The 13,725-nt window shown below is 42.1% G+C and carries 8 protein-coding genes; all 8 read left to right on the top strand.

Annotated features, from left to right (window positions below; translation table 11 throughout):
• The first annotated feature begins 497 nt into the window (after positions 1-497).
• Positions 498-1,898 (top strand): IS4 family transposase, encoded by a 1,401-nt coding sequence (locus tag AB0L18_RS00170; RefSeq protein WP_367390562.1) that lies wholly within the window; start codon positions 498-500, stop codon positions 1,896-1,898.
• A gap of 219 nt (positions 1,899-2,117) precedes the next feature.
• Positions 2,118-2,444, top strand: a complete 327-nt coding sequence (locus AB0L18_RS00165) for a HesB/IscA family protein (protein WP_367390561.1) — start codon at positions 2,118-2,120, stop codon at positions 2,442-2,444.
• An 83-nt stretch (positions 2,445-2,527) separates the two neighbouring features.
• Positions 2,528-3,652 (top strand): glycosyltransferase family 4 protein, encoded by a 1,125-nt coding sequence (locus AB0L18_RS00160; RefSeq protein ID WP_367390560.1) that lies wholly within the window; start codon positions 2,528-2,530, stop codon positions 3,650-3,652.
• Between the two features lie 46 nt (positions 3,653-3,698).
• The gene (locus AB0L18_RS00155) at positions 3,699-5,192 is read left to right on the top strand and encodes an iron chelate uptake ABC transporter family permease subunit (RefSeq protein WP_367390559.1); all 1,494 of its coding nucleotides are present in this window, start codon (positions 3,699-3,701) and stop codon (positions 5,190-5,192) included.
• An 838-nt stretch (positions 5,193-6,030) separates the two neighbouring features.
• Complete coding sequence (locus AB0L18_RS00150) at positions 6,031-10,545, top strand: C25 family cysteine peptidase (RefSeq protein WP_367390558.1); 4,515 nt, start codon at positions 6,031-6,033, stop codon at positions 10,543-10,545.
• Positions 10,542-11,675 (top strand): dTDP-4-amino-4,6-dideoxygalactose transaminase, encoded by a 1,134-nt coding sequence (rffA, locus tag AB0L18_RS00145; RefSeq protein WP_367390557.1) that lies wholly within the window; start codon positions 10,542-10,544, stop codon positions 11,673-11,675. Before AB0L18_RS00150 ends, rffA begins: the two co-directional genes overlap by 4 nt.
• Entirely contained in the window at positions 11,650-12,270 is a 621-nt protein-coding gene (locus AB0L18_RS00140; protein WP_367390556.1) for an acyltransferase, read from the top strand. Before rffA ends, AB0L18_RS00140 begins: the two co-directional genes overlap by 26 nt.
• Positions 12,271-13,725, top strand: a complete 1,455-nt coding sequence (locus AB0L18_RS00135) for a lipopolysaccharide biosynthesis protein (RefSeq protein ID WP_367390555.1) — start codon at positions 12,271-12,273, stop codon at positions 13,723-13,725.

Below are 13,725 nucleotides of genomic sequence, written 5' to 3'. Positions count from 1 at the left end.
TGTTTGTAAATGTTTTTATTTTTAAAAGTGAAAATATTTTGTTTTTTAACGAGTGTTTTTTAGCTTTGTATTCCACTCAGCGAACTGACAAGCGTTGAGCACATCGAAGGTAATACCCCCCAATTTGTCATGGGGGAATTCAGCGGTTTATTTTTGCGTGTTGCTTGGCTGCTACAGTAGAATGTAGCAGATGATGACGCACGTCCTGTTTGGCCGTTTGGCTGAGGGACGGTTTCGGCGATCTGGCAGGAGGGTGGGCCCTCCACTTGGGGCTGCTCTACCCATCAGCAATCAACTCCTTTTATTTATAGTCTGCCAAGGTAGGATTTGTGAGAATATGACGCCGCTATTTTTTCGACTCGCAAGGCGAAAAACGTAGGCATAACCGGAGTTACGGCGAGGCTTTTCAACCTGCCTGCTCGGCAGCCTCGCTACCGTATATACACATCTTCTCTTAATTTTGCATATTAAAGAATACATGTCAAAAAAGTGAGCAAATGGGGTTATTTCTTGACAAGCGACTAGATGTTCGCTATGTTGGGCTGTTAGTGGCTATGTCATCGAGGCAGAGCGTTATTTTGCGTCAGTGTGCAAAGAATCGCAGCGAGGAGGTTGCTTTTGGCCGGTTTGTTAATAATCCATCTGTCACACCATCGCTTATGATACAATCAGCCTGTGAACGCACTGCCGCCCAGAGTAAAGGGCGGGATGTATTAATGATTTGTGATACCTCTACCGTTGGGTTCGGTATCAATAGTAAAGCCAAAGGCTTATCGGAGATCGGCGATGGCCGGGGTCAAGGCTTTTTTTTGCATCCGGTAATCAGCATGGATGCTCATACCCATCATTGCTTAGGCTTAGCCTCTGCTCAATTATATGATCGTAAACAGTACGCTGTTGATAAAGCTCAGCGGAGACGAGATCGTAATAGAGAAAAGCTAGAAGAAAAAGAGTCTTATCGCTGGTACGAAGAAATAGAAAAGGCGGTAAGCTACAATCAGGGAGCCAAGAGTCAAACAGTAGTAGCAGACCGAGAAGCTGATATCTATGAGTTATTGGTCTTACTTACAGCACTGGGGGTAGACTTTGTTATTCGTAGTTCTCAAAACCGCAAGCTAAAGGAGGTTGATCACAATAAACTACAACAGGCGCTGGATGCTCAACCTCTACAAGGACAATATTCAATAGCCTTGCCAGCGACCGATAAGCGTACGGCTCATACGGCGGAGTTAGAAGTTAAATGGGTTACAATTGATTTAGCGCGTCCACGTTCTGGTACGGGGACAAAACACCTCGTAGACCGACAAAAAGTAACGGTTATTGAAGTACGTGAAAAGCCAGCTAGCGTGGTAGGTAAGGAAAAGCCTATCTATTGGCGATTACTCACTTCGCACAGCATCCAGAGTATGGATGACGCTTTACGTATAATCGGCTATTATGTACAGCGCTGGGTGATCGAGCAAGTCTTTCGGACATTGAAAAAGAAAGGAATGGACGTTCAATCGGCACAAGTATCAAATGCAGCTGCACTCAAGAACCTTACGGTACTGGCGCTGATCAGTTCTATAAGAGTGATGCAGCTAGTTCAAGCTCGCGATGAACCTCAAGACTTAGGTATTGAGGCTGGGTTTGAGCCCAAAGTAATCAAAGTCATTGAGCGAATCAATCCTCAACTAGAAGGTAATACCGAGAAATTGAAAAATCCTTATCCGCCTAATTCTTTATCCTTCGCAGCATGGGTCGTTGCTAGGCTCGGAGGATGGTCAGGCTACGCTTCTCAACGCCCTGCTGGGCCAATAACGATGTGGAACGGCCTACGACGGCTCAACGAATTTGTGCAGGCAATGGACATGCTAAACCTACATTCGGAATTTGAAGGAGATGTGTATATACGGTAGGCAGCCTCGCTGGCAGGCAGGCGCAGCGAGACGAGAAAAGAGCAAGTCAGAAATCACAAATCCTACCTTGGAGGACTATATCTACCCCTCAAAAGCTCAGATTCCCACTAATTTCTCTATTTTAGTTCTCAATTACCGGTATCTTTGAGTTGACAAAACTTTCAGCTTACCTTACGGGTTGTTCGTAATGAAGTTATTGATCATAAATTTTGAGAAGGTATGCTTTTTGTAGGCGACAGTGCAAAAGAGAGAATCAAAGAGATTGAGCAAAAAGATCAGCTCACGAAAGATCATTTTGTAAGGGTATCAGTTACCAGCGGCGGTTGCTCAGGCTTGAGTTACCAAATGGACTTTGACAACCAGCCGCGCCCGGATGATCAGGTCTTTGAAGACAATGGCGTAAAAATCGTTACAGACCTAAAGAGCTTTCTTTATCTGTGCAATACCACGCTGGAATTCTCCGGTGGTTTGGAAGGGAAGGGCTTTTATTTCAATAATCCGAATGCTTCGCGCACCTGCGGTTGTGGGGAAAGCTTCTCGGTCTAGTGTCCATTCCTACTAAATATACAACCTGCAAAGCACCATCTGTCTAAAGACAAATGGTGCTTTGTTATTAAGCGGCCCATTTCATGCACCGAATCGGTTACGACGCCAAAAGAATTTTCAACAATTTTACCGGACTGGGGAATTACAGTCGTACCCTTTTGCGGAACCTCACTTCCTTTCATCCCGATGAGGAATACTTTCTCTATACGCCCAAGGTAAGTCGTACACCACAAACGCAGTTTTTTCTAGATAGCCCTATGTTTACGGTTCGTATGCCCGCTAAAAGCCGCCAAATATTGTGGCGGAGTTGGCGGCAAACCGCAGATATCGTAAAGGATAAAATAGATCTTTTTCATGGCTTAAGTCACGAAATTCCCTATGGCCTTCCGGCAACGGGAATACCTACGATTGTCACCATTCATGATCTCGTCTTTAAGCATTATCCTGAACAGTACAAGTGGCTAGATGTAAAAATTTATGACCGAAAGTTTCGCTACGCTTGCGAAAATAGTGATCTGATTATTGCTATTAGCGAAAGCACCAAGCGGGACATCATGCAATTTTACGGTATCGCGGAAGATAAAATCAGGGTAATCTATCAGTCTTGCCATGAAGGTTTTATGCTGGAAAAACCGGCTAGTGCCCGCAATGCAGTGTTAGAGAAATATGCGCTTCCTAAAGCGTTTATGCTTTATGTGGGTTCGCTGATTGAGCGGAAAAATTTATTGGGAGTAGTAGAAGCTATGGCTGGTTTACCACCAGCGCTTAAGCTGCCTTTAGTAGTGGTAGGCCAGGGCGATGGGTATAAGAAGCGGGTGCAACAGCTCGCTCAAGACCGGGGTGTTTTAGATCAGTTGATTTTTATCCAACCTACCTTTGCCGAACTTCCTGCACTGTATCAGCAAGCACAACTTTTTGTCTACCCTTCCTATGCAGAGGGCTTTGGTATTCCTGTTTTGGAAGCACTTTTTAGCGGAGTGCCAGTGCTTACCTCTAATGTATCTTCGTTGCCTGAGGCTGCCGGCCCCGGTGGTTACCTCGTTAACCCTGGTAGCGCAGAGGAGATGAAGGAAGGAATGGTCAGTTTGCTCACAGACCAGGCCTTGCGTAAAGAGAAAATCGCTGCTGGTTACCAATACGCACAGCGGTTCACGGGCGAAGTGCTGACCGAACAATTGGTAAGTGCCTACAAAAGTCTTTTAGACTAATCTAAAAGTTGTTTTTGTTTGCACGAAGTATTATCTTTGTCATACGATGATAGACTTATTCCATATTTTACAGGAGACCTGGGCCGTAAGAGCCTTACTTGCTTCCAGTTTGGTTGGGATAATGTGTGGTATTTTGGGCTGTTTCATTGTACTTCGCAATATGTCCTTGGTTGGAGATGCCCTTGCTCATGCTATTTTACCAGGCGTGGTCGTCGCTTTTTTGCTGGTAGGATACAGTACTTTGGCTTTCTTTACGGGGTCGGTACTGGCAGGCTTACTGACGGCAGTAGGCATCACCTGGATCCAACACCGTGTAAATACCAAAAATGACGCAGCCATCGGTATTGTCTTTACCGCCATGTTTTCGCTGGGGGTGATTGGTATCTCTTACATAAGCAGAAACCAGGGGGTTCACCTGGATTTGAAGGACTTCCTTTTCGGAAATGTGCTCGGCGTTGCGGATACCGACCTGATGCTGACGGGCTTAGTTACCTTGTACGTTATTCTCAGTGTTGTTGTCTTTTACCGCTATCTCTTTGTTTCTACCTTTCAACCCGTGGTAGCGGAAACCATGGGTATACCAGTGCGGCTGATCCACTACTTTTTGATGTTGTTGCTATCTTTTGCGGTGGTCGCATCTTTACAGACGGTGGGCGTTATCCTGGTGGTGGCAATGCTGATTACACCGGCAGCTACGGCTTTGCTCTTATCGGATAAAATGGAGCGAGTGATCGTGTTATCAGCAGGTATCGGCTTACTTTCGGCAGTAGCAGGCTTGGTCTTGGCGATAATCTTGAATACGACTCCTGGACCAGCGATTGCCGTTACGGCCACTTTTTTCTATCTCCTGGTAGTCATGTTTGCACCTAAAAAAGGTTTGGTTGCTAAGGCCATTCGCCGCCGCCAGCTCAAGTTGCGTATTGATCGGGAAGATATCCTCAAAGCAATTTATCGTAGTGCTCAGAAAGGGCAAGTGGCCAGTGCTGAATTGCGGGAAAAATTAGACATTAGTTTACTTAATTGGCAGCGTGGTATCAAGCAGTTGCGCCGCCATAAGTGGCTAGAAAACCAGGGATTAAAACTCACTGCACTCGGTGAAGAATCTGCTCGGCGCCTGGTCCGAGCTCACCGCCTTTGGGAAACCTACTTGGCTACCGAAGTAGGCTTGGATAAAGAACAGATCCACATTGATGCCGAACGCCACGAACACCTGCTGCCAGAGGCGATTCTCAGTGCAGTGGATGAAAAACTAGGTTATCCACAATTGGATCCGCACGGATCACCCATCCCTCGTAGTAAGGGAAAGCCAGCTTATCCTTTAAGCAAAATTCCTGTGGGGGATGTTGCTGTTTTATCGACCGATCAAGATGGCACCTACGTAAGCGCACGGCTGTGGGAAGAAAAAATGATGGCCGGTACCACCTTTAAAGTCATCCATCGGGATGATAACCAACTACAACTCGACTACGAAGGGCGAACCATCAGTTTACCCTTTCAACTGGCTGATCAGATCAATGTTGTCCCCGCTGGGACCTTTTAAAGGAAAAGCTAATTTTTCTTTCCCCTTATTCTAAGCCGAACGCTCCTTCCACAGCAGCAAAGGCACCATAACCTAAAATGGCCACTTAACTGAAGGGTATAGGTGTATATTTGTACTGTGTAGTTTTCTCATAGTATGTTATTTGCACCTACATCTCGAGAGCATCTCCAGGTGTAGGTGCTTTTTATTTTCCCTTCTGAGCTATACTTGTCACTTTTTAGACGATTTTCGTGAGTGATTTGCCCTTGATCTTTTCGTATCTTTGATAATGGTTAGATTCAAGTGATAATCCCGGACAATGAGAAAACGGATCCTTCTTATCCCTGTTTACTTTTTATTTTGCTCCCTTGCCTTCGCTCAGATCGTCGACGGGGTAGACACCTTGTATGGCTTTGAGTGGATCAGCACCGAGCATCCTCATCTCAAGCTTACCCTTGCGGAGGATAAATTTTACCGTATAGAGTACCAATCGCTGGTTGATCAGGGCTGGCCGGTAGCCACAATCAATAGCGAAGATTTCCGCCTATTTCATGCAGGGGAAGCTGTCCCTTATTATTGTTCGGCCTCCACTGGAACGCCCATGGGGAACGGCGATTTCCTGCTTTTCTACGGAGAGCGTAATCGAGGTGATTTAGACCAGCACCTATACCGCAATCCAATCCAACAGCAATTGAATCCTGAATACAGTTTATTTTCTGATACTGCTACTTATTACCTTACCTGGCAGAGTGGGGGAGGAGGCCTTCGCTACAATACCATAGCCAATGATCTGACCAACCTCCCCAGTGCGGAGCCTTATGTGTGGAAAAAGGCGCAAGAGGTCTTTTCCGCTAACTTCATGAAAGAATATTACCGTTTTTCGGGAACTACGCTTTACTATTCTCATTTTGGTATCGGCGAAGGTTACGGAAGCCGTTCCATCAATCAACTGCTCGCCGATGGATCGACCATCCAGACGGTGAACCTGGATTTACCAAATGCTTACGCTAATGGCCCGGAACCCATACTGGAAACCCGCTACACCGCAGCCTTATTCGAGCATATTCAGCAACTGAAAGCGGATGGAAACCTCATTCGTACCGATAGTTTTTACGATTGGAAGCTGCTTAATGTAGCGACCAACTTGCCCGCAGAGGTGTTGACGGATGAAGCACTTAATCTCGAGTGGGAAGGGCTTGGCGGTGCAAAAGACGAAGTGAGCATCGGTTTTGTGCAATTGGATTACCCCGCCACACCCAATGCAGACAATGCTGCTAGTTATACTTGTCGCATAACGCCTACTGGTGGCCGTCAGTACCTGGAGGTGGCCAATTTTTCAGGTACAACAGCCATCGTTTATGATTTAGCAAATGCCCATCGAATTGTAGTCAATAACATCAGCGGCGGGCTTCTCCGGGTAGCGCTCCCCCTTGCATCACAGCCGCGTGAATTGCGGATCATCGGCCTGGAAGACAACCTGCCAACCCCACAAATAAGCACCGCCAACCTAGACCTCCCCGAATTAGGAGATGCCAGCTATATTATCCTCACCCACAGTCTGCTACGGGCAGGGGGCGATGATCCGGTACAAGCCTATGCCAATTACCGTGCGAGTGCCATCGGAGGCAGTTATCAGACCGCCGTCGTGAATATCGACGACTTATTTGATCAATTCGGCTATGGTGTACAGCAGCACCCGATCGCAATTCGCAACTTCATTGCCTGGCAGCGCAAGGTCAACCCTGCCTTCCAGTACCTCTTTATCATTGGTAAAGGCAGAGAGTACATCAACTTGCGTACGCCTGAAAATCTTTCCGCTGCATTAGGCACCACCCTGTTTGTTCCCTCTTTTGGCTACCCTGCCAGCGATAATCTCCTTGCATCCCGCATCGATAAACCCACCCCCCTGGTGAGCCTGGGCCGTCTGCCCGCCATCAATCCAGAAGAAGTACGCCTCTACCTCAACAAAATCCAAGGCATGGAGACCTTTGTCGCCAACAGCCCCCAAACCATTGAAGGCCGAAGCTGGATGAAGAATGTCCTGCATTTGGGCGGAGGGAGTAGCCCTTCTGAGCAGCAGAGCATCAAGAATAATTTGGAGAATATGGGCCGGGAAATAGAACAAGGACTTTTCGGAGGAAAGGTTACCTCGTTTTATAAGACGAGTACGGATCCTATTCAGAGTTCTCAGTCGGAAGGTATTTTTGGAAGAATTAATGAGGGGGTGAGTATTCTTACGTTTTTTGGGCATGCAAGTGCAGGTACATTTGATTTCAATATTGACAATCCAGAGAATTATAACAATATCAGTAAGTATCCGCTAATGCTATCCTTGGGCTGTTATTCGGGGAATATGTTTGATAGCTTTCGCAGTATTGGTGAACGTTTTATTTTTCTCGAAAACAGCGGTGCTGGAGTTTACGGAGCTTCGCGTGGTTTAGGATTTATTCATGCTTTAAGCAATTTTGGCCGCTATTTCTATGAGCAGATGAGTACGGATCTATATGGTAGACCAATAGGTGATGGGATACGCGCAACCATTTCGAATTTTGAAAACTTTACTGATCAAGCTTATGGAACTTTAAATGAACAATTTACAATACATGGCGATCCCGCATTTCGACTCAACCCTTCTTCTGGTCCAGACTTTGTTCCTGAATCTACCAGTATAAAATTTACACCAACTATATTAAGTATACAAAATGATAGTTTCCAGCTTAGTTTTTCAGTCTTAAATTTGGGTAGCTATGTTGTTGATTCAATTTCGGTGAAAATGCATCAACAATTACCTGGTGGAGATATTCGGTTTTTGAAAAACATGAGAATAGCAGCACCAGCGTATTCCGTTGATTTGTCTACAAAAATTCCTAGCATAGGAAAGGACGCAGTAGGGCTAAATCGTTTGTTACTAGAAGTAGACGCGGGATATGAAATCCTTGAAAGCCCAATACTTTATGCTGAAGATAATAACGAACTTCGCCAAAGTAATGGAGAACTGGGTGTTCCTTTTTTTGTGATTGATAATGCAGCTAAGCCGGTATGGCCAGCAAATTATGCATTGGTCAATAACGCAGAATTAGTGTTAAAAGCAGTTACTGCTGATGCTCTAGCTCCTGAAAGGGACTATATTTTACAATTAGATACAACGCCTAATTTTACCTTTCCAATTGATCAAACTAATCGATTTCAAAGAGGAGGGGTTATTCGTTGGCAACCAGCTATTGATTGGCAAGAAAGCGTTGTCTATTATTGGAGGATAGCGCCTGATAGTATCTATACTGGAGGAACATATTTGTGGGAGACCAATTCTTTTACTTTTCTAAATAATGCATCATCAGGCTGGGGACAAGGTCACTGGGGACAATGGTTGAATGGAACTTTTTCGGATTTAGAATTGAATGAAGAACAACGCTTTGATTTTGGAATTCAGGAGTTCAATGTAAGGGTTAGAAATAAAATTTGGGATGCTGGAGACCGCCCTGGATTGCAGTATAACTTTGAAAGTCCTGCTTCATCTGTACGCCCATGGAACTACTTAGATGAAGGTGTCGCCGTCGTAGTTTATGAACCTGATGATCCTAATGGATTTTGGCGCAATCCTCCTGGAGCAGGTACTTTTAATGCCGGAGATTATGGTGTGCCAACAGGTGGATCAAGGGTTTTTGCATTTCCGACGCAAAATATAGAACAAAGAGAAAACCTAGCGGTATTCCTGACGGAAATAGTACCTGAAGATGCCTATGTGCTTTTTTTTACGATACTTAAGGGAGTTGAACCTGATTTTATGCCAGAACAGTGGGCGGCAGATAGCTTAATAACAGGTAGAAATATTTTTCAAATTCTAGAAGAGAATGGTGGAGCCCTTGCTCGACAGTTGGAGTTATTGGGGTCAGTGCCATATACGCTTTTCTATAAGAAAAATGCCGGCGTTTTAGGTGAAGCAATTGCACCCGATCAAAACGGTGAAATTAATGTAGATACTTACATTCCTACTACTTTGAGTAGTGGTAGTTATTATTCTCCCATCATTGGTCCAGTACAGAATTGGGAGGATTTAAGTTGGGGCTTTTCTGGACTGTCTTCAATGGATTCCTGCCAGCTTGTGATTTATGCAGGTATGAGTAGAGTGAGTCTTGATTCGGTATCAAGTATTGTAGTTAATTTAGAAGACAATATGCTAGATTTAGCATCACTCAATCTAGAAGCCTTTCCTTATCTTCAATTGAAATGGCAAGCATTTGATGAGGAAAATCGAACGCCCCCTCAGTTAACTTATTGGCATATTAGCCACTTGGAACCTTTAGAGTTAGCCTTTGATGCGGCATCGTACTTTACTTCTTCTTCAGATTCTTTAGCGCAGGGAGCTACTTATGATTTTTCCATTGGTATCACAAATCTTAGCCCTGTAAACTTAATGGATAGTGTTTCAGTAAACTATGCCTGGCAATATCAGTCTTCAATACAACAGCAAGGGAATACAAAGATTAAAGCGATCTTACCTGACTCTATCGTGAAATGGGGGCTTAGTTTATCAACGGAATCTGTAGCTGGTGAAAGTCAACTTTTTGCAGAAATCAATCCTGATGATGATCCTTTTGAGTTGGTTCGGTTTAATAATTTTTTAAACAAAAAAATTTACACTATTGAAGATGTTATCGCCCCTGTTATTGATGTAACTTTTGATGGTCAGCACATTCTAGAAGGAGATTTAGTAGCCGGTAATACACAAGTAAGAATAAAAATTTCGGATGAAAATCCATACTTGCCACTTGATAATCCAGCACTACTAGAAGTTTATCTGATCCAACCTGATGGTCATAGAAACTTAATTTCCAATAATCAAAATCAAGTAGAGTTTTTTAGTGAATTAAGTGAAAATGAAAATTGGGCGGAAATGTTGTTTCAACCAGAATTTTTATCTGATGGTATCTACAAATTAGAGATTAAAGGCGGTGATCCAAGTGGTAATCTAGCTGGTCGACTTCTTTATGAGACTTCATTTGAAATAATAAAAGAGCAACAAATATCCCATTTCTTGCCTTATCCGAATCCTTTTTCTACCCAAACTCGTTTTGTGTATACACTTACGGGAATAGAACCCTCGGTAGATATTAATATTCAAATCATGACTGTTTCTGGACGTGTAGTTAAAGAGATCAATAGTTCAGAGCTAGGTCCCTTGTCTATTGGTACACATCAAACAGAATATGTTTGGGATGGTAATGACAATTACGGAGATAGGCTAGCTAATGGAGTCTACCTTTACCGGGTAATCGTCAAGGATAAAATATCAGGGCAAACAGTAAAGCATCGACAAAGTGAGCAAGATGTTTTCTTCAAGAACGGTATTGGTAAAATAGTTATCCTACGATGATTACTCAGACAATTCCCTTCCACTTACCCTATTTGTCTGGAGAGGAAGATAAATATCTGAAAGATGCAATTATAAGAAGATCATTTTCGGGTAATGGTTTTTACACGAAGCTTTGTGAATTTGAGCTAAAGCAACTTACAAGTGCATCAAAAGTTCTACTCACGTCTTCTTGTACACACGCTTTAGAGATGTGTGCTCTTTTGTTAAATATTGAAGAAGGAGACGAGGTGATAATGTCTTCATTCAATTTTGTTTCCGCTGCTAATGCTTTTGTATTAAGAGGTGCCAAGATCGTGTTCGTAGATGTCGATCCTAAAACAATGAATATTGATCCTTTGCATATTCCTGAGGCAATAACAGAACGTACAAAAGTTATCCTTGCCATGCATTATGGCGGGGTGGCTTGTGATATGGAGGCGATAATGGGGATAGCAAAAAAGCATGGTATAAAAGTTGTTGAGGATGCTGCCCATTGTATTGATGCGTATTGGAATGGACAACACTTGGGTACTATTGGTGATTTGGGTACAATTAGTTTTCATGCAACTAAAAACATCCATTGTGGCGAAGGAGGAGCCTTACTTGTTAATAATGATACCTATGGAGAGCTAGCCGAAATCATTAGAGAAAAAGGTACTAATCGTACGGCATTTCAAAAAGGATTTGTTGATAAATATCGATGGATAGCGCTAGGGTCAAGTTATCTTATGAGTGAATTGAATGCAGCATTTTTGTACAGCCAAATTATTAATGTTTCGGCCGTCACAAAGGCTCGTAAAGTAGTATATGAAATGTATCATCATGGATTCGAAGCATTCAACTCCGAAAACAGGTTTTGTGATTTAGTCATGAGTAATGCACATGTGTACTATTTAATTAATCCAACACTTAAGCCCGTTGAACAATTTGCTGAACGATTACTTCAGAAAGGAATTCAGACTGCATTTCATTATCCACCCCTTCATAAAAGCCCAAAAGGAGTTCAGATCTGTCACTTTTCAGGAGAAGATGTTTTTACTACGAAATTAAGTAGAAACCTTATTCGTCTACCTATTTATAGTGATCTAAATCAAGAAGTGGTCATTGATGTTGTAAAAACCGTAAATGATGTCATTGAAGAACTCAATTAAGCATATTTTTTTCTCAATTGTGAAAAGAATAAGCTGGAAATATTATGCTAGTAATAATTTAATCGACTCCAAAATGAAGTGGGGATTCGTTAATTCAAATCAAGATAAATTACCAAGAGTTCGAATAAGCAACACAGCCATCTTGCAAAATAAGCCAGGAATTGATATGGCAGATAACGTGTTTGTTGGTCATTTTGCAGTGTTGGATGGATCAGGTGGTTTATCTATCGGTGAGGGAACTCAAATAGCCGCACATGCCTGTATCATAAGTCATAGTAGTCATATAGCAATCCGCCTTTACGGGGATGACTATACTACAGTTGGTGAAGGAGACAAAATAGGTTTTATAAGAAAAAAAACCACTGTTGGAAAGTTTGTATTCATTGGTACTGGTGCAAAAATTTTACCAGGAGTTACTATTGGGAATTACGCAGTTATTGGAGCAGGAGCCATTGTTGTTAGCGATATCTCTGAGTTCTCTATTGTTGTGGGTAACCCAGCTCGGGTTATCGGAGATACCCGAAAATTGGATGCTTCATTTTTATCAGAATACCCTAGTTTACAAGTTAGTTATTTGAAAGAAATGGCAAACTAGATGTCCGATCAACGAAATCAAGTAATTAAATCGGCAGTAAGGTGGTCAGTTGTAGACCAGCTTGTTCAGCAAGTTTTAGGTTTTTTAATCAATATCGTTTTGCTACGTTTGTTAGTACCGGGTGATTTTGGGCAAATTATCATGATTACTGCTTTTCTTGGAGTTGTTGGGCTACTTAAAGATCCAGGACTTTCAAGTGCTTTTGTTCAACAAAAATCTGTAGACAAAAATTATGCAAATTCTATCTTCTGGTTACTAGTTTTAATCAATATTATACTCTTTCTTTTCTTACTTTTAATGACAGAGCCTATTGTTCACTTTTATCAAAGCGATAGTGATTTTGCTAATGTTTATTTTTTACTAATTGTTTCATTTTTTATTTCCTCTTTCTCTATTTTTCCACAAGCTCAATTAGTAAAGAAGATTGATTTTAAAGTACTCTTTTATGCAAAAATCTTAAGTCAAATAATAGGAGGTGGAATAGCGATTTATTCAGCATGGAAAGGATACGGAGTATATAGTATTGTGATGAAAGGCTTGATCGCCGAAATAGTAATGGTCAGTTTCTTATGGTTGACAATACCTTGGATGCCTTCCTTTTCTTGGAGCAAATCAACTTTGACCCAAATACGTAATTATTCATTACCATTATTAGGGGATAGCCTTTTGAATTATGTAGTTAGAAACGTAGATGATGTAATGGTAGGGAAAATATGGGGACAAGCATCATTAGGGATTTATAATCGGGCATATAGTATTATGCTTTTACCTGTAAGGAAACTGGCGGGGGTAGCTGCACGTCTATTGTTTCCCCTTTTATCATCCTTGCAGGATAATGATGAGGAAACAAGAAGAATATTTCTTTTAAACGTACAAGTTATTGCATTGATAGCTTTTCCATTGATGTCTTTTTTAGGAATGGAAACAGAAGGGATAGTCTTTGTCGTCTTAGGTAAGCAGTGGCTTGAGATGGTTCCAATTTTACGAATATTAGCGTTTTTAGGGGCTATTCAGTCTATTGGTACTTTAGTAGGAACTATCTATACAGCAAGAGGGGGAACCCGATTACAATTTAGAGTAGGGATCGTTGTTAAGTCATTCTTGATTCTGATTATTTTAATTGGAGTTCACCAAGGAATTGAAAAACTTACCCTGTTCTATGCTCTTGGATCATTCATTGCTTTTTTTTTGGAGTATTATTATGCTGGACAGTTGATTCAACTAACATTGAGCAATTTGTTATCCAAGTTAGCACCATTTTTAGTTGCTTCGTTATTCGTATGCTGTGGATTATCTACAGTAGATTTCTTTCTTGATCTGACCGTCTTTAACTTACTACTAGCACTATTAATGAAATTTACTTTCAGTTTACTTATTTATTGCTTCTGTTTATATCTCTTTATTCCAAAAGAATTAAAGACCATCTATTTTGTCGCTAAAAAGATCATTAAATAG

This window comes from Lewinella sp. LCG006 (genome assembly GCF_040784935.1).
Classification (GTDB): Bacteria; Bacteroidota; Bacteroidia; order Chitinophagales; family Saprospiraceae; genus Lewinella.
Note: the sequence above shows the minus strand (reverse complement) of the source record. Positions and strands in the feature narration are given on the sequence as shown.